Here is a 20,309-nt window from a genome sequence, read left to right as displayed (position 1 = left end):
TCGACCCGCCTCGCCCACGAGCGCTTACTTTGAGGGAACCATCAGCCAGTCTTCGGCTGACTTCTTCCAGGCGTTTGTGCCCGACTTCAGCACAACGGGCCACGCACCGGGCTCGAAGTCTTGAGCCGCGACCTTCGAGAACTGGTAGGGGCTCGCGACCATGTCGTTATCGATCGGGGCCATGTCGTCCAGCGCCTTGGCAACGGACTCGCGAGTGATGTCACCCTTCATGCCTTCAACCACCTTCAAGAAGTTAGTTGCCGCGAGGTAACCACCCTGGCTGAAGGAGGTCAGCGGAATCTTGTTCTCCTCCATCAACGACTTCCAGTCGGCGTTGATTTCGCTCTCCTCAGTGAAGGGGTAGAACTCGGCGGGAATGTGCGCGCCGGCGCCGGTCCAATCGAGTGCCTTCGCGAAGTTATCGCTGTAGACGCTTGTCAGGAAGAGGAAGGTGACGTCGTCCCAGCCCTGCGCCTGTGCCGCTTTGACCTGGCCGATGGCGTCGGGCTCGATCGCGTTGACCGCGATAGCCTTGCAGCCCGCTTCCTTCGCCTTCACGATGTACGGCGTGTAATCGGAGCCGCCGTAGGGAACCGTGTCATCAACGAGCAGCGGCTTCTTGCCGGTGATCTTGGTCCAGCGATCAACGCCTGCCATGTAGGCGGGCTTCGTTGATCCTGCAATCTCCAGCATCACGCAGATGTTGTCGAGTTTCAGGTTCTCCGAGCCGTTCAGCAGCGTGAGCGTCATGTCGTTGAATGGGCCGATGTTAACCGGGGCGATATTGGGCGAGTCAAAGCAGCCGGTGTCAACGCCGATGCCGGGAATCGAGTAGACACCCTCCTGCTTGTAGTAATCCTTGTTGATCTCGCACTCGATGAGTGAGGCGCCACCGACAAGCGCAACAACCTCGTCGCTGCCAACGAGCTCGCGCGCGGCGGCGGTTGCCGATGCCGGGTCACCCTTGTCATCGACGGTGTTGTACTCGATCTTGTGACCGTTTACGCCGCCCTTGGCGTTCACGCGGTCAAACACGGCCTTCGCCGCGGCTGATGCCTCGGGGAATGTTGCCGCGCCGCTCAGTGTGTTCACGGAGCCGATCTTGATGGGGCTGCCCTCGCCGCCACCACCGTCGTCTCCACCGGCACAGCCGGTGAGTGCAAGAGCCGCGACCGCGGCCATCGCGGCGAAGCTAACAATTCGTTTTTTCATGGTGTTGCCTCTCAGATGATTCAGCGGTGAATCGTGTTGGTTTGTTGGGGTCTTGAAAAAGCTAGACCGGCTGCACGTCGGGATAGTCGACTGATCCGATGGGGTAGATGTGTCCACCGGCGCGCGAGTGCTCGGCCTGGCCGTCGCCGTTGATCCCGAGGAAGATGCCCGTGGTCATGAGCTGGTAGCCGAGGTCGTGCAACCACACACTCGCGACGGCGATGCGGAACTCGCGGAAGCAGAACAGGTAGAGACCGTCTGCAAATTTCCACACGGTCGACATATCCATGTCGCCGTGCCCGCGCTGCACACCCTGCACGCACTGCCAGGCGTAGCGCTCGCTCGAAATGTAGACGTGCTCGTAGAGGTGGTGCGGGCTGTAGCGGTACAGATTCCGCTTGCCGATCAGGTCGCGGGAGGGGCCGGGTACCTCGCCGGTGGCCTCACCGCGGTCGGTCACACCCGACCAGAAAGTCTGGCCGACCTGGGGCTCACCCTCAACCGCCACCTCAGCAATCTCCGAGCGTGAAACGAGTGCACGGTGTGTTGATTCCGAGTACACAATTGTGATGGCCTCGCGCTCGCGCGACTCGATCGGCAGGTTGATGAACACAACGTCGCCGCGAACGCGCACGGCGTCGTAGGGGTCGCTGAGCTCACCATTGGTAGAAATGCTGCCGCGTGCGCTCCAGCGAACGGTTTCGGCGTCGAAGGCCAGATCGATCCAGGTGTCATCATCGAGCGTGAGTGCGAGTGTTGATCCGGCAAGATCCACGTTGGGAAGGCGGAACGTGTCGATGCCAGCAGCGAACTCGTCGTAGCTGCGCCACTCGTTGGGGTCGGCCGCCACAGTGTCAGCTGCGATGGAATCAGCAGTGGGGGTGTCAATGTTCAGGGTCGTCATTGGCCCAGATCCTCTCGGAGTTTGAAGGGATGACACCCGAACTCCGAAGATTCTTGCGTGGCAAGCACCGGTGCTTGAGCGTCACTCCTCACTGTAAGGAGTTGTGCGCCCGAGTGGAGTGCTCAGTTCCGTCTGAGACAAGGGTCGTGCCCTACTCGTCAATCAGTGTTACGGAAGGGTCACTTATGCGCGTCGAATCTCGCTGGGGGAGACGCCGTAGGCCGACTTGAACACACGACTAAAGTGCGCCGCGTCGGTGAAGCCCCAGCGGGCAGCGATCGAAGAAATCGCGCGGTCCGCGAGAACCGGATCCAGCAGGTCCGTGCGACAACGGTCGAGTCGTCGCTCGCGAATCCAGGTTGAGACGGTGGTGTCTGCCTGGCGGAAGAGCGCGTGCAGGTGCCGCGTCGAGATGTAGTGCGCAGCGGCGATGCTGCCCGGCGACAGGGTTGGTGACGAGAGGTTCTGGTCAACGTAGGAGTAGATCTTCTGCAGCAGCACCTGGTGAGGATCACGCTGCACGGGGTCGGCATCGAGAATGCTCGACAGCATGGTGCCCAACAAGTCAAGGCTGGTGTGCGCGAGTTTCGTGCGCACGCGGGTGTCGAGCGCCGTGAGCTGCGCGGGAAACTGCGACAAAAACGCGGTCAGGATCGGCGCCAGCCCGCTGTGCTGCTGCCCGAGTGACACGGCGGTGAGCTGTTCCGTGAACGGGATCGGCAGCTCCAGCCGATCCTTCGGGAACATCATGATGAGGTTGCGGAACTCCTCACCGAACAGGAGCGAGTAGGGGCGCGAGGTGTCGTAGATCGAGAGATCTCCCGGCCGCATGATGAGTTCTTTGCCGTCTTGAACAAGAATGCTGCTGCCCGACAGCAGCAGACTCACCTTGTAGTAGCCGCTGCCCCCGCTCGCGATCGTCTCGGGGGTACGCTCAACGAGGTGCGGGCGTGCCACAACTTCAGTGAAGACCACACTGTCGGCGTCTGCGGACGACATGCGGGCCGCAAACGGCTCCGGCCGTTCGGTGCTAATACGAAGCGGCACAAAGGATGCGGAGACCTGGCTGCGAAACGCGGCGAGGCTGTCGGCCTGCGCAGGGGGAGATGCCAGGCGTGAAAGGTTCTGGAACTGTGCTGATTGCATGCATATCACCTCGAATTGTGATCCCTCACCGCTTCAATGCGGAGATGGCCAAGAATTGTGCTCGAAAATAAGCCCACACCTTTGCCGAGAGACTACACCTAAACTTCTGAGAGTGCGTTGTCAAGCGCTTCGAGTAGCACGGGAAGCTCCTGCGGGCCGAAGGCGAGTGGGGGCCGTACTTTGAGTACACTCTCGTCGCGCCCAATCCGAGAAATGAGCACCTTCCGCTGCTTCATCGCCTCAACGACCTGCTTGGCGAGCTGGGGAGCGGGCTTGCCATCGATCGCAAAATCAAGGCCAAGAAACAGCCCGGAGCCCTTCGCCGTGCGCACGAAGTCATGACGATCCGCGAACTCCCGGAACGACACCAGTGCGCGCTCGCCCAGAGTGGCGGCCCGCTGCATGAGCTGTTCTTCCTCCATCTCGAGCAGCACTGCTTCGCCGACCGCGGCCGAGACCGGGTTGCCAGCAAAGGTGTTGAAAAACTCGTTGTGCGAACCGAACTCGTCGAGCATGGCCTCGCTGGTGACGACCGCTGACATGGGATGGCCATTGCCCATCGGTTTGCCCATCGTCACGAGATCCGGGACCATCCCGGCGTAGTCGTGCCCCCACATGTGGGTACCCGTGCGGCCAAACCCGCTCTGCACCTCGTCGGCGATCACAAGACCGCCTGCGGCGCGAACCCGCGCGACGATCGCCGCGACCAGGCCCTCGGGCAACCGCGGCATGCCCTCCGTCGAGAACAGCGGGTCGAAGAGGCACGCCGAGACACCAAAACCGGCTTCCTGTAGCGACTCGATTGCGGCGTCGAGCTGGGCGAGGGTGTCGGCGAGTACCTCCGCCTCGGGGCGCTCGTCGCGGTCGAGGTCCGGGATCCTGAGCGTGCGCACGTGGGCTCCGAGCGGTTCGCGGGTTTTGAGCCCGGTAGTCATCTCTGCGAGCGAGATGGTGGTGCCGTGGTAGCTGTAGTCGGAGACGATCAGACCGGTCGCGCCGGTGTGCTGCCTGGCGATCCGGAGCGCAAGCTCGTTGGCTTCGGATCCCGAGTTGCCGTAGAACACCCGGTCAAGACCGTGGCCAAACGTGCTGAGGAGCCGCTCGGAGTAGTCGACGACGCGCTCGTTGAGATAGCGCGTGTTGATGTTGAGGGTCGCCGCCTGCTCGCACAGGGCGCGAACAACCCGCTCGTTGCTGTGGCCCACGTGAGGCACGTTGTTGTAGCCGTCGAGGTAACGGTCACCGTTGGCCTCGGTGATCCACACCCCCTTAGCCGACACCATCTGCAGCGGTTCGTTGTAGAAGAGCGGGGAGTACGGGCCGATTGTGGTGTTGCGACGGGCGATCAGTTCGGCGTTGGAGGTCATGTGTGATCCTTCGGGCTAAGCGTTCCGGGTGAGCTCGCGGGCGAGGCGGACGGTGTGGGGGAGGACGTCAGAGGCAAGCCATTCCGCGGTGGGCTCGCCGCGGCGATCCGAGGCCCAGCCAAGGTAGGTGAGGCTGCGGGCGAGCAGGATCGCCGGGAAGACCTCGTGGTCGGCCGGGTCGAGGGGGCGGATCGCCTCGTAGCCCGCAAAGAGGGCCTCGCGATACCTCTCGTAACTGGGGTGCGGCACAAAAAAGTGCAGCGCCGTGGCGAGGTCGAAGAGGTGCCAGCCCGCCGCGAAATCATCGAAGTCGATGAGCACGAGGCCGTTTGCGGTGCGCAGCACGTTCTCGGGGGTGAGGTCTGAGTGGATCGGCCCGAAGCGGTTCGCCGGGGTGCCGTAGGCGCCGAGCGCCTCGCGAACCCGGGCGATGCCGGCTTGAACGGCCCGGCGATCCTCCCCGGCGAGTTCTGGCAGTTGCAGCGGGTCGCCCCAGGCCGGCGCAACGCCCACGAGGCCGTCGAGATCCCAGTCGTCGCGCGGCACGGCCATTTGGTAGCCCGAGCGCTCGGTGGCGTTGTGCACCTCGGCGACGAGCCGACCGAGCGCTACGAAGTCGGCGGGGTCAATGGTGGCGGTCCCATCGACGGCAGTGCGCTCGTCACCGAAATTGCCCTGGTTGGTGATCAGCAATTGCAGGTCGACCTGGTGCACTCCGGCCGGGTGGTTGTGCCCGACAGTGCAGAACCCGCGGCCATCGGGTGCTTCGAAGAACCGGGGCACCGCAACGCCCTCGCCGTGCAGCGCACGCACAAAATCGAGTTCGCAGCCGAGCTCGGCGTCTGAGTGGTACCCCTGGCGGTGTACGCGCAGCACGTACTGGGTGCCGCCATCGCTGAGTGAAAAGACGAAGTTCTCGCGGTTCTTGAGGAGTTCGAGCGGGGTGTCTGCGGCGATACCGTACGTGGTGAGTGCCTCTCGGGCGAGCTCTTCTGCGGCTGCGAGATCTACGTTGACCATGCCGTTCCTTTCGGTCGATCTTCATACGGTAACACGCATCGAGGGCAAAACCTATACTCAAAGTATAGAAAATGAACTTGCAGTGTAGCTTTCGTGTCGATGCCCGTACACTGAGTTCATGACCACCGCCACCGAACGCGCTGAGCCCCTCAGCCTGCGTGATCGCAGACGGCAGCGCACCCAAACCGAGCTGGTCGACGCGGTGCTCGTAGCGATTCGTGATGTTGGGCTTACCGACACCACCATCGAGCGAGTTTCTGCCGTCTCCGGTATCTCCCGCGGCACCATCTACGCGCACTTTCCCGGCGGCAGGGACGAACTGCTGCGGGCCGCCTACGCGCGTCTCGGCAGTGAACTCGCGGAGCGTACTCGTGCCGAGGTGTCAGCCGCGGAGGGGTGGGAAGCGCGGCTTGCCGCTCACGCGCGCGAGATGTTTCAGCTGGCCGCTGATCCGAATATCGGTCACTTCTACAACGTGTCGGGCCCAACGTTGATCGTGTCGGGAGCCGAGCGCGGCATTGGCTCGGGCGCGAGCGCAGCCATGATTCGAGAGACCCTGGTTGAGGCGCAGCGCAGTGGGCTAGTGGACCCGGCGATCGACGCGGCTGCGGTCGCGCTCCTTTTAGTGGGTGCGCTGCGCGAAGCCGCAATGGGAGTGTCGGCGGGCCAGCAAGACCCTCACCAGGCACACGCCGCCTTCGGAATCCTGCTGCGAGGCCTGGCTGCCTGATCCGTCACCGCGGGCTTCGCGGTACGCTGGGGCCATGGAGACTGAAGAGCTGTTTGCAGGCGTCGTCTCGGTGATCGAAATTATCGGGGTCGTCGTTGTGATCGTCGGGTTCGGGATCGCGGCCGTGCTTGCTGTGCGCGCGCTGAGTCGTGGGAAGGGTGGCCATGCGGCCTACCAAACTCTCCGCACGTCAATCGGTGGCTCGATCCTGCTCGGCCTTGAAATCTTTGTCGCGGCCGACATCATCCACACGCTCTCCGCCCCGAGCCTCGAAGTCGCGGCAGTGCTGGGTCTCATCGTGATCATCCGAACGATTCTGAGCATGTCAATCCAGATTGAGATTGACGGGGTGCTGCCGTGGCGCCGCGCGCTCCTCACGAGTGGCGGCCAGGTGCTCGCGGGCGCCATCGCCGATGACGCCCGCGCGGCGAAATAGCCGGTTACTCGGTTTCTGATTCAGTCTCAGCGTCAGGGCCCGAGACCTCAACGCCGTTGACGCGCTGAATCTCGCGCTGGTACTCGGCTACGACGCTGCGCGAGATGCGGCAGTCGAGCAGGATCGTGCCGCTCGATCCTGAGCCCACCCACTCTTCGAGCGCATCGAGATCCGCAAGCGAACGCACCGCGACGCCGCGAGCGCCGAGCGCTGAGGCCATGCCAGCAAAGTCGACGTCGGGGATCAGCATGGGGGCTTCGTCGAGCCCCATCGCGCCGTAGAGGTGCACCTCGGCCCCGTAGGCGCCGTCGTTCCAGACGACAATCACGCAGCTGGGGGCCGTGCGGATTGCGGTCTCGAGATCTGCGAGTGCCATGAGACCACCGCCGTCGCCCGTGCTCAGTACGACGGTCGTGCCTGCCGCCGCGGCAGCCACACCCGCGATCGTCGGGAACCCGAGACCGATCGTCTGGTAGGCCGTGCCAACCATAATCATGCGCTCGGGGGAGGCAACCGGCCAGTACATGTTTGCCCAGCCGATGAAGTGTCCGCCATCGGTCGTCACGTGGCGATCCGCAGGCAAAAGCTCGCCGATGCGGGTGGCGACACTGCGCGGATCGAGACGGCCGTCAGCGCAGAGGCCGTCCGGGTGCTGCTCGAGTCCGTTGCTGCGTGTGCGCAGGGCGCCTCCGGGTTCCAGGCCGGCTACGCGCTCGCGCCAGCCGCTGGACGCCACGTCTGATTCGGTGAGCGGGTCGAGTAGCGACCCCAGCAGCTCCTTCGCGTCACCCTGCAGCAAGATGTGGGTGATCGGAGTTTTTGATTTCGGTGGGTTCACCTGGTCGTCGTCGATGCGAATGACGGTCGTTCCCGGCCCAAACAGGTCGCCGAAGCGCATGGTGAACTGGTTGAGGCTGGCACCGACAACAACCACAACGTCAGCCTCTGTGATCACTGCCATTGCTCGGTCCTGACCAAAACCGCCGGTGATCCCCAGATCGTACTGCTCGGCAGAGAAGATGCCGCGCGCGAGGGCTGTCGTGGCGGTGACTGCGCCGAGGGTGTCTGCGAGTTCATTCAACTCAGCGGACGCACCGGAAATGTGGGCACCGCGACCCGCGAGGATCAGCGGGCGCTCGGCCTCCTTGAGCGCAGTGATCGCGGATTTCAGTTGGTGGCCCGCCACACCAGACGGGCGTGGGGTGCGAGGAGTCGCTGTGGCAGCAGGTGCTACCGGGTTCGGAATATCTGCAACCGAGGCGCTGAGCGCCGCCATGGTGGCCGGGTCGTTGAGGTCGATCCCACCCTGTGTGCTGGCATCGCCAGATCCCGCCGTGCTGATCGCACCCGTTGTAACGACGGGGGTCACGACCTCGGCGGAAACGAGGTCGTAGGGGATGCCGAGCACCACCGGGCGACGCCTGCGCAGCGCGTACGACACGGCACGATCCACCGTGCGATCGATGTTGGTCACAGAGAGCATGTGGGTGCGCACCCCGATGGCCGCGGCGAGCAGCTCTTGGTCGACGTCCCAGGGGCGCGGGCCGTCGCTGGGTGCCTCACCGACCACCACCAGCATGGGGGTGCGGGCCTGTGCGGCCTCGGCGAGGGCGGTCAGCGTGTTGGTGAATCCGGCGCCGTAGGTGGTTGTCGCAATGGCGAGCTGGCCCGAAACGCGAGTGAAGGCGTCTGCCGCGGCAACCGTGCCAGCTTCGTGGCGCACGGCCGTATATGAGACGCCGGCTTCTGCGAGGTGCTCGATGAGGTGGGCGTTGCCGTTGCCCATGAGGCCGAAGCTGCGCTTCGTGTGTCGGGCGAGCGCTTGTGCGAGTGCAAACGTGAGGGTTGAAGGCGTAGACATCACAGGTCCTTTGTGAATCAAAGTGGTCGGGATCCGTGTATGTCTCGCTGGGCATCACCACCCAAGCAGCATCGCCCCTTTTTCGAGCGCCTTTGCCGGCCAGATCGGGCGCGAACCGACCGTGCTGGACGATTCCATCTTACGGGTTTCGGGCCGCGAAGGTGGCCGCTTTAGCGGTAGTTCTGCGCGATCCGCTCGGCAGCGTTTTTGAGGCGGGCGACAACCTCGTCGAGTGGGTCGGGCAGGTTGAAGTGCACGATCGCGATTGCCGCGGGTGGCTCACCCTGAATGCGGATCGGAACCGCCACGCTGCTGACGCCATTCACAACCTCGTGGCGGCTCACGGCGTAACCCTGCTGCTTCGCATCGAGTACGGCCTCGCCAAATTCGGGGCTGCCGAGCAGGGTTTCACGCTCGGCGGCGCTGAGCGAAGACTCGATGGCTCGTCCGGGAGCGCCGCGGTCGACCGTGTGGCTGACTCCGGGATCGCGCGCAATTGTCGCCTCGACGTTGGTCGGCTCGACGGTCATGAGGGTGACAACCTCGTTGGCATCGAGCACGGTGAGGAAAGCTGTCATGCCGACCGCATACGCGAGTTCGGTGACGGCGGGCATTGCGGCGGTGTGTAGTGCGGGGGCGACGCCGCGGGCGAGCGCCGTGATCTTGGGGCCGAGGCGGATGAGGCCAGCGCTATCGCGAAGAACGAAGCGGTGCTGTTCGAGGGTGCGCAGGATCCTGTAGGCGTTTGAACGATGCACTCCGAGTCGTTCTGCGAACACGCTGATTGAGATGGGGGATTCCGCATCGGCAAGCAGTTCCAGCGCCTGGAGTCCGCGGGAAAGCGTCTGGGAGCCGGCGGTGGCTTGTCCCTCAGCGCGAGATTCGGTCATGAGACTATTCTTCCCGATACCAGGAGCAGAATGGGTGTTGTGAGATCGCGCGCCGCCGTTTATGCTGAGTGTGCGATATTCAGACTTGCTGTTCAAATAATGAACATCCCCGCGTGAAGGAGTAACAATGCAGTTCCACCACCACGGTTATGTGTCGACCGATCCCCGAATTGAGCCCGCTGCGGGTGTGGGGCTTGATCGGCCGAGTGATCTGCCCTCGGAAATCGACGTGCTCATCGTCGGATCGGGCCCGGCGGGCATTGTGGCGGCGGCGCAGCTTGCCCAGTTTCCGAACATCGTAACGCGCGTTGTTGAGCGCCGCGACGGTCGCCTGGTGCTGGGCCAGGCCGACGGCATCCAGGCGCGCAGTGTGGAGACCTTTCAGGCCTTTGGTTTTGCTGAAGAGATCATCAAAGAGGCGTACCAGATTACGGAGACCTCCTTCTGGAGCCCCGATCCTGCCCGCCCCGAGAACATCGTGCGCAGCTCGGTGACCCCCGATGATCCGGCCGGGATCAGCGAGTTCCCTCACCTCATCGTGAACCAGGCTCGTGTGATCGACTACTTCGCTCAGTACGCGCGGTACTCGCCCGCGCGCGGTGAGGTCGACTACGGCTACGAGTTTGTTGGTCTCAACGTGACGGGTGAGGGGGAGTACCCCGTTGAGGTGACCCTGCGTAAGGTCTCCGGTTACAGCGGCGCTGGCATCAACACCGAGCGCGCCGCGGGAAGCGACGACGCTGAAGAAATCACCGTGCGGGCGAAGTACGTGATCGGCGCTGATGGCGCGCGCTCGGCCGTGCGCCACTCGATCGGGGGCGCGCTCGAGGGCGACCAGTCCTTCCACGCGTGGGGTGTCATGGATGTGCTCTCCGTGACCGACTTCCCCGATATTCGCAAGAAGTGCATCATCCACTCCGAGGCGGGCAGCATCCTGCACATCCCGCGCGAGGGTAACCACCTCTGCCGCATCTACGTTGACCTCGGTGAGGTTGACGAAAATGACGGTGGCAAGGTGCGCGAGACCTCGCTCGAAGAGGTTATTCAGCAAGCGAACGCGATCCTGCACCCCTACACGATCGACGTGCGCAACGTGCCCTGGCACAGTGTCTACGAGGTGGCTCACCGCGTGACCAACCGCTTCGATGACGCGGCAACCTCGCCCGACGGCAAGCCGCGCGTCTTCCTGATGGGCGACGCCTGCCACACGCACAGCGCGAAAGCCGGTCAGGGCATGAACGTGTCTATGCAGGACGGCTGGAACCTCGGCTGGAAGCTCGGCTATGTGTTGGAGGGGCGCAGCCCGGAGTCGCTGCTGCAGACCTACTCTGACGAGCGTCGCGTGACCGCCCAGAACCTCATCGATTTTGACCGCGAGTGGTCAGGTCTCATGGCGCGCAAGCCCGAGGAGTTTGACTCGCCCAAGCAGCTGGAGGAGTTCTACGTGCAGACGGCGGAGTTCCCCGCCGGGTTTATGACCGAGTACACCGAGTCGATGCTGACGCGCCCCGGTGCGCACCAGGAGCTCGCCGCGGGCTTCCCGATTGGCAAGCGCTTCAAATCGGTGAATACAACCCGCGTGGCCGACGCCGTTGACGTGCACCTGGGCCACCACCATCGTGCTGACGGTCGCTACCGCGTCTATGCCTTTGCAGATGCGAGTGGTGTCGCACTCGACCAGTGGGCCGAATGGATGCTCGGCTCGAAGGACTCGCCACTGCAGCGCTTCACGCCGCTCGGTGCAGACGTTGACTCGGTCTTTGACGTGAAGGCCGTCTACCAGCAGGATCACCACTCCGTTGATATCTCGAGGGTCTCGAAGGTGTTCCTGCCGCTGTCGGGCCCGTTCCAGCTTGTTGACTACGAAAAGATCTACGCGGCGAAGGCTGACGACGACATCTTCGAGCAGCGCGGCGTGAGCCGCGACGGTGTCGTTGTGGTGGTTCGTCCCGACCACTACGTCGCGGGCATCTTCCCGCTGTCGGCGACGCAGGAGCTGTCGGACTTTTTTGCTCAGGTGTTCCTGGAGCGCTAGAGCCTGCCCGCCCCAGGGCCCACCCCACTGCACCCGGCACCGTCGAGAAGCTATCGATTCGTCGAGAAGCCATGAAAACTGATGGCCACTCGACGAATTGATGGCCAGTCGGGGGCATCAGCTGTCACGAACAGTAGTGCTTTGGTTACGCAAAAGGCTGAGGCCCGAGATCCACACGGATCCCGGGCCTCAGCCTTATGCGGTTAGTGCTTAGCCAGCGAAGCGGAAGAGCTTCTTGTTGGCGAACTCAAGCATGCCAACCTTGCCAAGCTCGCGGCCGTAGCCCGACTTTTTGACGCCACCGAAGGGCACGTCAGCACCCTCGAGGCCTGCGCCGCCGATGAAGACCATGCCCACGTCGAGCTGGTTGCCGACCTGCTCGGCGCGCTCCAGGTCGTCGCAGATCACAACGGATCCGAGACCGTAAGGCGAGGAGTTCGCGAGCTCAATAGCCTCGGCATCACTCGATACCTTGTAGAGCTGCGCAACGGGGCCGAAGAGCTCCTGGCTGTAGACGTCCATTGCCGGGGTGATGTTCGTGATCACCGAGGGGGTGTAGAGGTTGCCCTCGGGGGTGTTGTTGCCCACGAGAACCTCGGCACCCTGGTCGAGCGCACCCTGCACCTGACCCGCGAGGGTCTTGGTTGCAGCGTCCGACGACATCGGACCGAAGTCGCCATCCGCGTATGACTGGCCTGCGATTGCAGCGGTGAACTTCTTCGAGAACTCGTCGAAGTACTTGTCCATGACAACGATGCGCTTGGAACCGTTGCAGGCCTGGCCCGTGTTCTCCATGCGGCCGCCAACGGCGTGCTCAACGGCGTGGTCGATGTCGTTCGTGTCGAGCACGAGGAAGACGTCGGATCCACCCAGCTCAAGCACGCACTTCTTGAGTGCGCGGCCGGCCTTCTCTGCGACGATTGCGCCAGCGCGCTCGGATCCGGTGAGCGAGATGCCCTGGATGCGGTCGTCAGCGATGATGTCGGAGATCTGATCGTGCGTTGCAAACACGTTGACGTAGGCGCCCTTCGGGAAGCCTGCGTCAAGGAACAGCTTCTCGAGAGCGAGAGCCGACTCAGGGCACTGTGCGGCGTGCTTCAGCACGACGGTGTTGCCCAAGATCAGGTTCGGAACCGCGAAGCGAGCGACCTGGTAGTAGGGGTAGTTCCAAGGCATGATGCCGAGGATCACGCCGGTGCCCTGGAAGCGGAAGAAGCTCTTCAGCCCGTCTTCCACCTCAAGCTGCTCGTCAGCAAGCCACTTCTCAGCGTTCTTCGCGAAGGCTGCGGTGATCGCACCAGAGAACTCGGCCTCGCCGATCGACTGATCGAGGGGCTTGCCCATCTCGCGGTTGATGATCGCACCGAGCTCATCTTTACGCTCATCGAAGAGCTCCGCTGCGCGCTGCGCGAGCGCTGCACGCTGTGCAACGGTCGTGGTGCGCGACCACTCTTTGTAGGTCTTCTGAGCCGAGGCTAGTGCGTCCTCGATCTCTGCCGCTGTGGCATCGGGGTACTCGGCTACGGTCTCACCCGTGGCCGGGTTAATAACGGCAAACGTGCCCATAAATGACTCACTCCTTAGTGACTTCGTCTGGTGGTGGGTACAGCAAGTCTCCCACACCTCGGATCACAGCACTAGCGTCTGGATCGCGTGTATTTCTGGAGGGGAGCAGTCCATATCAGCCGTCAAGCGACGGCGATTCTGCGAAATCCGTTGCAATCCTCGCCATCGCGCGGATCGGTGAGCCGTCGACCCCCGCAAGTCGCAGTGGGGCGAGGATCACCTCCACCTTTGCTGGGAGTTCGGTGAGTCGGGTGAGGTTCTCCACGATCACACCGTCGCGTCCAAGCCACAGCTCGTGAACCGGCAGTGTTGCGCTGTCAGGATCGCTGCTCGAGTCGGGGCTGAGTGCATCGATCCCGAGCACCCTGCCGCCACGTTCCCACAGCTCTGCCGCGAGCTCGAGCGAGAGGAACGGGTGCATCACGGCCTGGTCGTCGGCGAAGTGGCGATCCCAGCCGGTTGCGATGCAAACGATGGCTGGCACGCGCTCTGGGAGTTCTTCAGTAAGGTCCGCGGCCGTGATGCGGTGGCTCGAGCCGACGCGCGCCCGCAGAATGAGGGCCTCTCCCTGTAGGAGCTCGAGCGGAATGCTGTCTACCGTTCGTCCGCCCTCGATGGAGTGTGACGGTGCGTCGAGGTGCGTGCCTGAGTGGGAGCCCAGCACGAGATGTGCCACCGCGACGGTGTCTTCGGCAACGCTCAGCGCTGGGGTGATGCTGACTTCGGGGTCGCCCGGGTAAACGGGCATGCCTGTTGTGATGGGGTGGCTGAGATCGATGATGCGCATGGGGTTACATATTCTCCGTTGTTGGGGTGGTGTGTTCTGCGGGAGGGATTGCTGTCGGCTGAGCCTCACCGCGACGCGTCTTGGCCCGCCGCCGCGATCGCACGATCGCAATGACAATCAGCGCGATGATACCGCCGAGCACAAGCCAGGGGAGCAAGATCCCAAGCACAACCAGTGCCCCCGCACCAGCTGCACCGAGCGACGCAATGCCCGCGAGCAGCCCGTCCCAGAAGTTTGAGGGGCCACCCGGAATCACACTGTCTGTTGTGAGAGATACCCAGATGGTTGCCTCGTCTACCTGGTCCTCAAGCGCCTTCAGCTGGGCTTTCAGCCCGTCCAATTCTTGCTGCCGCTGCGAGAGTGCCGTCTCGGCCTCGATCAGTTCTCCCGTCGTGGCTGCGCCCGACATGAGCTCTTTGAGGCGCGTCACCGAGTCTTCGAGCGCGGCCACGCGGGCCTTGAGATCAACGTGCTGGGCAGTGACATCGGTTGCGCTGCGATTCTGCGAGGTTACGTTGCCGACCTCGGCGAGTGCATCAAACGCCTCATCGACCTTCGCGGAGGGGACGCGCAGGCTCAGCGAGGCTGAGGCAGGGTCGCTGCCGGAGGCCTTGGATATTGTTTGAGACTCTACGTAGCCGCCAAGTTTCTCGGCGACCGCGGTCACCCTGTCTGCGGACTTCGTGGGGTCTGCCACCACAATCGTGAGATCACCGTTCTGAATGACCGACTGACCTGCCTCTGGGGCAGAGTCGGTCATCTTCTGCGACGCGTCTAACGGTGCACCCGATTCCGCCGTGGATTCCGATGCTGGCCTGCCGCCACCAGTATCGCCAATCGAACTCGGGTTCGCGGCGCACGCAGAAAGCGGCGCTATAAGCAAGGCAGCAGCGACGAGCGCGAGGAGGGAGCCGTGTCGTTTCATGGCCTTATTGTATTTGGGGCCACTGACACTGACGCTAAACGTCCTGCAATCGTTAGGGGAGCGGAATTGAGAGTGTTCCAGTCTCGGGCAGCGGCTCGATGTGACCGTCTTTGAGATCCGGAACCCAACGCATCGTGCAGGCGGCAACGATCACACAGATCACCAGAAGCCCGGCAGAAACGAGGATCGCGCCGTGCGCGCCTGCGGCGTCAATGGCGATACCCGCGAACGCGGAGCCGACGGCCACTCCCACGAGCTGACCGGTGCCGATCCAGCCGAACGCCTCAGCGGTCTCTGAGAACTTCACCGTCGAACTGACCATGCTTGAGACCGCGGCGAACGCGGGTGCCGTGCCGATCCCGCCCAAAAATAGAACCGCGCCGAGCCACCAGATGTTCAAGCTGACGAGGCACAGGGCCGTACCGATCAGCACGATCGTGATCCTGAGGAGGAGCGACCAGGGGCGCAGTGGACGGTGACCGATGAGCAAACCACCCACGAGGGAGCCGCCTGCAAACAGGGCGAGCACGATCCCGGACTCGATGCTGCCGTGCCCAGCACCGTCACCCGCTGGCGTAAAGGCAGAGACGATTCCGGCCTCAATCGCCGCGAACGAGGCGACGAAGAAGAACCCGATGGTCGTGGAAATGATGACGGTTGGGCGCCGCAAGATCGCGCCGAGGCCGCGCCGCGAACGGGGGATCTTCACCGTTCCAACCGACGGACTCAGGATGAACCAGGCGCCACCAAGCAGCATGAACGCCGCAGCAACACACAGACCAACCAGGGTGCCAAACTGCGAAGAAACGAGCACGGCAACGACCGGGCCAACGACCCAGATGAGTTCCTGCGCGGCGGCATCGAGTGAGAAAAGAGCGGTGAGCTGATTGCCCGGTACTAGCTTCGGGTACAGCGTGCGCACGGCGGGGGTGACGGGCGGTGTCGTGAGGCCAACGAGGAAGGCCAGTCCAGCAACGATCACCAAGGGGAGATGTACCACCGCAATGGCGACAAGCAGGCCTGAGCACAGGATCGCGGTGAGCGTCAGTACTGGGCGCATGCCCCAGCGGCCCATGAGCCTGCTGGCAACCGGACCCGAGATTGCCTGGCCCGCACTCTGCGTTGCGAGCACGATGCCGGCAGAGGTGTAGTCGCCGTAAGCGAGCTGGACGTGCAGAAGCAGAATGATCGAGAGCATCCCGAAGGGGAAGCGGGCGGTGAGCTGCGAGGCAAGAACGCGAAAGACTCCTGGATTTCGCCCCAGCTCACGATAAATGCCCATCAGACGAGTATATGGGCGCGGCGGGGGTGAAAGACAGCGTTGGCAGACGCTAGGAGCTTTTGTGTTGCATGGTTGGAATGATCGACTTAGGTGGGGCTTGCACTGGACCAACCCCGCACGTGGCATTGTCTAAGTCCAAAGCGCCGATTTTGGAGGAAGTTTTACCTGCAACATTGCCTTGTTCAAGTTTCTCTTTAGCGCTCCAACGGGCTCTCGTATTGTTATTTCGAATACCGGTAGCTCTTTCGGCGTTGCGCTTTTGGGGCAATGTGACTTGCGGAGCGTGTTTGCTGCTACCGGCCTCTGAGGTGAGGCTGCACCGAGCTGAATCCAAAGTCGTAGTCGACCCAAGCTCTTAATGAGCCGGTTACCAAGGTGAGAAGTGGCGTATCGCGAGACATTGCTTCCACGAAACCGGCAGCTACCAGGTTCGGGATGTCCCCTTCCCCTTCGTTTAAGCCCCTATTGAGCTCGGAGATGATTTGATGAACATCCTCTTCGTGCTCGATCGCGTTCGCCTCAGCCCAACGGGCGACATTCGCCAAGAATATGTAAGAAAGTATTTCCCCAAACTCATCCTCCAGATGTTCCTGCATCAGAGGGCCAAGGGCAGGTACTGCGTTAACCAGGGCAACGCAGAAATCTTTGTTCTCTGGTGGAGGCAAATAGTCATCACTTTTCATTCTGTCCCTCCTCGGCCAACTTTACCCAAAGCTTTACCTCTGCCTCGTCGGTTGACAGCACTGCGAACGGCATCGATGAACGGGATCACTGCCGTTTGATCCGTGTCGAAACTAAGCTGTGCTTGATCTGCCCATGGGCCTCCCACTTGAACTGTCACCTTGAAATGGCCGAGTTGGTCGATCGTCTCCAACAAGATTCTGCCGTCACCATTGACATCCAGAAGTTCAGCCTTTTTGTTGGCATGCCAGGCATCCTGAAAGGCTGAAAGTCCTGCCGGAGAAATTTGGAACGGGCCGCTCGCTTGAACGGTTGCAGAAGCAACATCGATTCTGAAGCAAAGGTCCCCTGTATACGGATCGGGAGCTTTCTGCTGAAGCAAGAGTTGCTTAGAGTTGTCGTTGGTTTCCAGCTTTATCGCGCTCGGTGCATCATGGCTGGTCTTTGAACTTGAAGTCATCGACTGCTCCCGTCTCTTTGTTCCTCTGATAGGCAAATTGCTTTACTCGATGATTCGTTCAATACGGGGTGTGGTCTGGAAGTAGTTCGGGTGCGCCTTCCAGAATGCTGAGGCTTCCTCTTCTGATGAAAAATCATCTAGATGAAGGCGCCCTGGAGTGAATTTCCAGTGCGACCATTCCGGATCAATCCGACCATCCCAGTATGCGCGCGGCTCGATATAGTCATACCTCGGATTGTGGCCAGGAAACAATGGTTCGGGATCACGGCCTGGCCAACGCCAGACAACATCTATCGGACACGTCGTGATGAACCAGAGCGGGTTGCCGTCATAGAGGATTTCTTCGTCGCTGTCCGGCATAGCGTCGCGCAGTACTCGTATCTGCTCAGCAATCCTGCCGTTCAGAAATGGCTCACCTTCCTCCCATTGCCACGCAAATCGGAGGTAGCCCTTCTCAAGAAAAACCGTAAGGAGGTCCAAAAATGCTTCCCGGCGCTCTTCAAAGGTGACGGGCGGATTGATAAGTGGCGGCTCTATTCCAGATGTATCACCGTTAAATCTGAACCAGATGCCATAAAGATCGCCGTCGTCTTCTCCTTCGTGTAACCAGAGCAACTGCTCGGCGGTAAAACGTGTCATTTGCTACCCCATCCAAGTTTCAGCTCAAGTCTCCCGTTCGCCCAGCCTTTGTCTTTCCACCCCGTCTTATCTTTATCCATAATCTCAAGTGTCAGACCTGCGTCAGTATCGTTGCGGTCGGCGCTCTTTGATTTCTCGCACACATTGATGATATTGGCCACTGCTCGGGAGCAGTGAAGACGGTCGACTTTCACTGCCTACAAGTCTGATAGGTCAGCCATTGGTCGCTTCATGAGGAGTTACCCTTGCCTTTGCCGGCAGAGGATGGGTCCATTTTGGGTGGCGACTTGACTATGTCTATGACTGTGTTGCCGATACTGTTCCCCGAGAACAAAGTTATTAGTTGGTTAACCCAAAATCGAGATTGTGCCACTTTCGTAACTCGCCAGTAAGCAGCGGAACCAACGGCGTATCAATCAAGATAGATTCCCCGAAACCGACCCGAATGAGGTTGGGAACATCACCTTGACCATGAAGGTAACCATCATTAAGTATGGAGAGGATTTGGAGAACAGTATCTTCGTGCTCGACAGCGTTCGCTTCCGCCCACCGAGCCACATCTGACAGGAAAATGTAAGGAAGTGCTTCGTCGATAGGGTCGTTCATGTGTTCCTCCCAAAGCGGGGTTAAATCATGAACGCTGTCAGCCAGGGCTGCAGAAAAATCGTTGTCTTCCGGGGTTGTAGGTGAGAAGTTATTTTCCATTTAGTTCACCCCGATCTCCTTCAATACTCGCTGAACTTTTGCTCATGCGAATACGGGTGAGCGATCAGGGAACATACTTAGAAATACGCTGTGGAGATTGTGTACAACGTTCAAATGTTGACACTACTGACCCCGAAGCAGCGGTTGCACTTTGCTTATCCCAAAAATAAAGTCGACCCAACCCTTCAGGGAGCCATTTATTAGAGGGTAGATAGGGGTGGGTTGAGGCAGAGACTCGACGAAACCCACCACGACTAGGTTCGGAACATCTCCGTCTCCTTTATCAATGCCGTTGTTGAGTGCGTCAACAAGTCCCGTAACGATTGCTGGGTTAGCGGCTGCATTTGCTTCGGCCCATCTGGCAACGTCGGACATGAATACGTAGGATTCAATTTTTCCGAATTCGTCTTCCAGATGCTTTCTCATCAGTGAGGCGAGGGCAGGAACCTCCTCAACCAAGGCAACGCAAAAATCATTATCTTCTGGAATCGCAAAATGGTCATCGTCCTCTGGCGAATGCACGTTCAACCTCCTTCAGTTCCTGTTGCGCAGTTTATGGGCAAAGTGGGTAGCGAAATGTGTTTGCCGCTATTGGCCTCTGAGCTGGGGTTGTACCGAACTGAATCCAAAGTCGTAGTCGACCCAAGCTTTTAAGGAACCGGTTACCAAAGCGAGAAATGGTGTATCGCGAGACATTGCTTCCACGAAACCAGCCGCTATGAGGTTGGGGACGTCCCCTTCACCTTCATCTAGGCCCTCGTTAAGCACCGAGATCATTCGGTGGACATCCTCTTCGTGTTCCAGTGCATTTGCCTCGGCCCACTGAGCTGCATCCGCCATGAACATGTATGGGAGGCGCTCATCAGTTGGGTGATTCATGTATTTGTTCCACAATGACACTAAAGCGGGAACTGTCTTGGCTAAGACTGCACAAAAGTTATCGTCTTCTGATGTTGTCAATGACATGTTATTTTCCATTGAGTGCATCCAATTTTGCGGAGCGCGAGTTCCGTTGATTAAGTGCCACGATGGAACCGGATCAGCCTTACTCCCTGCTTTGCGGCGGGGGAGGAGGTGGTAAATTCACGTGAGACAGGGCAGTTTCCAGGCCGTCTTGAATCGCCAAGGCTTGTGAGCCGACGCCCTGTCGTTTCCACCAATCTATATTGTGGGAGCTTAAGCTTCGGAGCTCCACGATAGGGTCCTCGACCGCGTTCTCGAAATATGTGCGAACAAACGCAGCGGATCCTGCAACAAGCTTATATTCATATTCCGGTGAATAAAGGATCACCGCATCATTCTCCATGCTGAAAAGCATGAATCCACGACCGTTATAATGACTAGCAAGTTGGATGCCTGTGGGGTCAAATATTGTCTGAAATGCTGGACTTGGCACTTCAAGAGGATCCAATATTCTGTTCCGATTAACAATTTCTGCGGTGCGCCAATTGTCATCTGGAAAGCACTCTAGTGCGCCCTTCAAACTTCCATCATCGTGGTGCACTCCGTGATTTTCGTTTTCTTCAGCAAGACAAAAGACTTCTGGCTGACCGAGCCAATCAGTGGCTAAAAGATGCTCGTCATCGCCAACAAATCGTTTGGCCCTGGCAAACGCTCTATTTTGTTCTTCGGGATCAGTGATTACTCGAATCAATGTTCAACG

21 protein-coding genes are annotated in these 20,309 nt (G+C 60.7%); 3 read left to right on the top strand and 18 right to left on the bottom strand.

Translation table 11 applies throughout. The annotated features are described in order from the left end of the window. Nucleotides 1–24: 24 nt before the first annotated feature. The 5 genes from G7068_RS04645 to G7068_RS04625 all read right to left on the bottom strand — a co-directional run bounded on the left by G7068_RS04645 (nt 25) and on the right by G7068_RS04625 (nt 5,649). Nucleotides 25–1,212, bottom strand: a complete 1,188-nt coding sequence (locus G7068_RS04645) for an ABC transporter substrate-binding protein (RefSeq protein ID WP_166289588.1) — start codon at nt 1,210–1,212, stop codon at nt 25–27. 61 nt (nt 1,213–1,273) lie between these two features. After that, nucleotides 1,274–2,116, bottom strand: a complete 843-nt coding sequence (locus tag G7068_RS04640) for a MoaF C-terminal domain-containing protein (protein ID WP_166289585.1) — start codon at nt 2,114–2,116, stop codon at nt 1,274–1,276. 183 nt (nt 2,117–2,299) lie between these two features. Beyond that, nucleotides 2,300–3,262 (bottom strand): AraC-like ligand-binding domain-containing protein, encoded by a 963-nt coding sequence (locus tag G7068_RS04635; protein ID WP_166289582.1) that lies wholly within the window; start codon nt 3,260–3,262, stop codon nt 2,300–2,302. A 98-nt stretch (nt 3,263–3,360) separates the two neighbouring features. Beyond that, nucleotides 3,361–4,629 (bottom strand): aspartate aminotransferase family protein, encoded by a 1,269-nt coding sequence (locus tag G7068_RS04630; protein ID WP_166289579.1) that lies wholly within the window; start codon nt 4,627–4,629, stop codon nt 3,361–3,363. 15 nt (nt 4,630–4,644) lie between these two features. Then, nucleotides 4,645–5,649 (bottom strand): phosphotransferase enzyme family protein, encoded by a 1,005-nt coding sequence (locus tag G7068_RS04625; RefSeq protein ID WP_166289576.1) that lies wholly within the window; start codon nt 5,647–5,649, stop codon nt 4,645–4,647. Between the two features lie 118 nt (nt 5,650–5,767). On the opposite strand from G7068_RS04625, the gene G7068_RS04620 reads away from it, so the two are divergent. Next, the gene (locus G7068_RS04620; RefSeq protein ID WP_166289573.1) at nt 5,768–6,379 is read left to right on the top strand and encodes a TetR/AcrR family transcriptional regulator; all 612 of its coding nucleotides are present in this window, start codon (nt 5,768–5,770) and stop codon (nt 6,377–6,379) included. A 34-nt stretch (nt 6,380–6,413) separates the two neighbouring features. After that, on the top strand, nt 6,414–6,815 hold the full coding sequence (locus G7068_RS04615) for a DUF1622 domain-containing protein (RefSeq protein WP_166289570.1): 402 nt from the start codon (nt 6,414–6,416) through the stop codon (nt 6,813–6,815). Nucleotides 6,816–6,819: 4 nt separating this feature from the next. Here G7068_RS04615 and G7068_RS04610 read toward each other — a convergent pair whose 3' ends face one another. Both G7068_RS04610 and G7068_RS04605 read right to left on the bottom strand, forming a co-directional pair. Next, complete coding sequence (locus G7068_RS04610) at nt 6,820–8,676, bottom strand: thiamine pyrophosphate-binding protein (RefSeq protein WP_166289567.1); 1,857 nt, start codon at nt 8,674–8,676, stop codon at nt 6,820–6,822. Nucleotides 8,677–8,846: 170 nt separating this feature from the next. Then, nucleotides 8,847–9,566, bottom strand: coding sequence for an IclR family transcriptional regulator (locus G7068_RS04605; RefSeq protein ID WP_166289564.1), 720 nt, complete (start codon nt 9,564–9,566; stop codon nt 8,847–8,849). 127 nt (nt 9,567–9,693) lie between these two features. Between G7068_RS04605 and G7068_RS04600 the strand changes: the two genes are divergently transcribed. Further along, nucleotides 9,694–11,601: an FAD-dependent monooxygenase gene (locus G7068_RS04600; protein ID WP_166289561.1), complete on the top strand. Its 1,908-nt coding sequence runs from the start codon at nt 9,694–9,696 to the stop codon at nt 11,599–11,601. A gap of 210 nt (nt 11,602–11,811) precedes the next feature. Here the strand turns inward: G7068_RS04600 and G7068_RS04595 are convergent, their stop codons facing one another. The 11 genes from G7068_RS04595 to G7068_RS04545 form a co-directional block, all read right to left on the bottom strand. After that, complete coding sequence (locus G7068_RS04595; protein ID WP_166289558.1) at nt 11,812–13,167, bottom strand: aldehyde dehydrogenase family protein; 1,356 nt, start codon at nt 13,165–13,167, stop codon at nt 11,812–11,814. A 115-nt stretch (nt 13,168–13,282) separates the two neighbouring features. Next, a complete protein-coding gene (locus G7068_RS04590) occupies nt 13,283–13,954 on the bottom strand; it encodes a cyclase family protein (protein ID WP_166289555.1) in 672 nt (223 codons plus the stop codon). 4 nt (nt 13,955–13,958) lie between these two features. Then, nucleotides 13,959–14,879, bottom strand: coding sequence for a DUF4349 domain-containing protein (locus G7068_RS04585; RefSeq protein ID WP_166289552.1), 921 nt, complete (start codon nt 14,877–14,879; stop codon nt 13,959–13,961). Nucleotides 14,880–14,931: 52 nt separating this feature from the next. Beyond that, nucleotides 14,932–16,161 carry an MFS transporter gene (locus tag G7068_RS04580; RefSeq protein ID WP_166289549.1) on the bottom strand — a complete coding sequence of 410 codons (1,230 nt, stop codon included), beginning with the start codon at nt 16,159–16,161 and terminating at the stop codon, nt 14,932–14,934. Between the two features lie 293 nt (nt 16,162–16,454). Next, the gene (locus G7068_RS04575) at nt 16,455–16,844 is read right to left on the bottom strand and encodes a DUF7674 family protein (RefSeq protein WP_166289546.1); all 390 of its coding nucleotides are present in this window, start codon (nt 16,842–16,844) and stop codon (nt 16,455–16,457) included. Continuing rightward, the gene (locus G7068_RS04570) at nt 16,841–17,302 is read right to left on the bottom strand and encodes a hypothetical protein (RefSeq protein ID WP_166289543.1); all 462 of its coding nucleotides are present in this window, start codon (nt 17,300–17,302) and stop codon (nt 16,841–16,843) included. The genes G7068_RS04575 and G7068_RS04570 overlap by 4 nt, the downstream gene beginning before the upstream one ends. Nucleotides 17,303–17,344: 42 nt before the next feature. Continuing rightward, entirely contained in the window at nt 17,345–17,941 is a 597-nt protein-coding gene (locus tag G7068_RS04565) for a DUF596 domain-containing protein (RefSeq protein WP_166289540.1), read from the bottom strand. Nucleotides 17,942–18,280: 339 nt separating this feature from the next. Then, a complete protein-coding gene (locus G7068_RS04560) occupies nt 18,281–18,646 on the bottom strand; it encodes a DUF7674 family protein (protein ID WP_166289537.1) in 366 nt (121 codons plus the stop codon). A 123-nt stretch (nt 18,647–18,769) separates the two neighbouring features. After that, on the bottom strand, nt 18,770–19,168 hold the full coding sequence (locus G7068_RS04555) for a DUF7674 family protein (protein ID WP_166289534.1): 399 nt from the start codon (nt 19,166–19,168) through the stop codon (nt 18,770–18,772). 66 nt (nt 19,169–19,234) lie between these two features. After that, the gene (locus G7068_RS04550) at nt 19,235–19,624 is read right to left on the bottom strand and encodes a DUF7674 family protein (protein ID WP_166289531.1); all 390 of its coding nucleotides are present in this window, start codon (nt 19,622–19,624) and stop codon (nt 19,235–19,237) included. A 67-nt stretch (nt 19,625–19,691) separates the two neighbouring features. Continuing rightward, complete coding sequence (locus G7068_RS04545; protein ID WP_166289528.1) at nt 19,692–20,300, bottom strand: hypothetical protein; 609 nt, start codon at nt 20,298–20,300, stop codon at nt 19,692–19,694. Nucleotides 20,301–20,309: the final 9 nt, after the last annotated feature.

It is taken from the genome of Leucobacter viscericola (assembly GCF_011299575.1).
Classification (GTDB): Bacteria; Actinomycetota; Actinomycetes; order Actinomycetales; family Microbacteriaceae; genus Leucobacter; species Leucobacter viscericola.
Note: the sequence above shows the minus strand (reverse complement) of the source record. Positions and strands in the feature narration are given on the sequence as shown.

Excerpts from the sequence above, each read along its gene's own strand:
- G7068_RS04605 (WP_166289564.1), bottom strand. The coding sequence starts at position 9,566 with ATGACCGAATCTCGCGCTGAGGGACAAGCCACCGCCGGCTCCCAGACG.
- G7068_RS04645 (WP_166289588.1), bottom strand. The coding sequence starts at position 1,212 with ATGAAAAAACGAATTGTTAGCTTCGCCGCGATGGCCGCGGTCGCGGCT.
- G7068_RS04610 (WP_166289567.1), bottom strand. The coding sequence starts at position 8,676 with ATGTCTACGCCTTCAACCCTCACGTTTGCACTCGCACAAGCGCTCGCC.
- G7068_RS04630 (WP_166289579.1), bottom strand. The coding sequence starts at position 4,629 with ATGACCTCCAACGCCGAACTGATCGCCCGTCGCAACACCACAATCGGC.
- G7068_RS04580 (WP_166289549.1), bottom strand. The coding sequence starts at position 16,161 with ATGGGCATTTATCGTGAGCTGGGGCGAAATCCAGGAGTCTTTCGCGTT.
- G7068_RS04625 (WP_166289576.1), bottom strand. The coding sequence starts at position 5,649 with ATGGTCAACGTAGATCTCGCAGCCGCAGAAGAGCTCGCCCGAGAGGCA.
- G7068_RS04595 (WP_166289558.1), bottom strand. The coding sequence starts at position 13,167 with ATGGGCACGTTTGCCGTTATTAACCCGGCCACGGGTGAGACCGTAGCC.
- G7068_RS04575 (WP_166289546.1), bottom strand. The coding sequence starts at position 16,844 with ATGAAAAGTGATGACTATTTGCCTCCACCAGAGAACAAAGATTTCTGC.
- G7068_RS04570 (WP_166289543.1), bottom strand. The coding sequence starts at position 17,302 with ATGACTTCAAGTTCAAAGACCAGCCATGATGCACCGAGCGCGATAAAG.
- G7068_RS04590 (WP_166289555.1), bottom strand. The coding sequence starts at position 13,954 with ATGCGCATCATCGATCTCAGCCACCCCATCACAACAGGCATGCCCGTT.
- G7068_RS04560 (WP_166289537.1), bottom strand. The coding sequence starts at position 18,646 with ATGGAAAATAACTTCTCACCTACAACCCCGGAAGACAACGATTTTTCT.
- G7068_RS04550 (WP_166289531.1), bottom strand. The coding sequence starts at position 19,624 with ATGGAAAATAACATGTCATTGACAACATCAGAAGACGATAACTTTTGT.
- G7068_RS04600 (WP_166289561.1), top strand. The coding sequence starts at position 9,694 with ATGCAGTTCCACCACCACGGTTATGTGTCGACCGATCCCCGAATTGAG.
- G7068_RS04620 (WP_166289573.1), top strand. The coding sequence starts at position 5,768 with ATGACCACCGCCACCGAACGCGCTGAGCCCCTCAGCCTGCGTGATCGC.
- G7068_RS04640 (WP_166289585.1), bottom strand. The coding sequence starts at position 2,116 with ATGACGACCCTGAACATTGACACCCCCACTGCTGATTCCATCGCAGCT.
- G7068_RS04615 (WP_166289570.1), top strand. The coding sequence starts at position 6,414 with ATGGAGACTGAAGAGCTGTTTGCAGGCGTCGTCTCGGTGATCGAAATT.
- G7068_RS04565 (WP_166289540.1), bottom strand. The coding sequence starts at position 17,941 with ATGACACGTTTTACCGCCGAGCAGTTGCTCTGGTTACACGAAGGAGAA.
- G7068_RS04635 (WP_166289582.1), bottom strand. The coding sequence starts at position 3,262 with ATGCAATCAGCACAGTTCCAGAACCTTTCACGCCTGGCATCTCCCCCT.
- G7068_RS04585 (WP_166289552.1), bottom strand. The coding sequence starts at position 14,879 with ATGAAACGACACGGCTCCCTCCTCGCGCTCGTCGCTGCTGCCTTGCTT.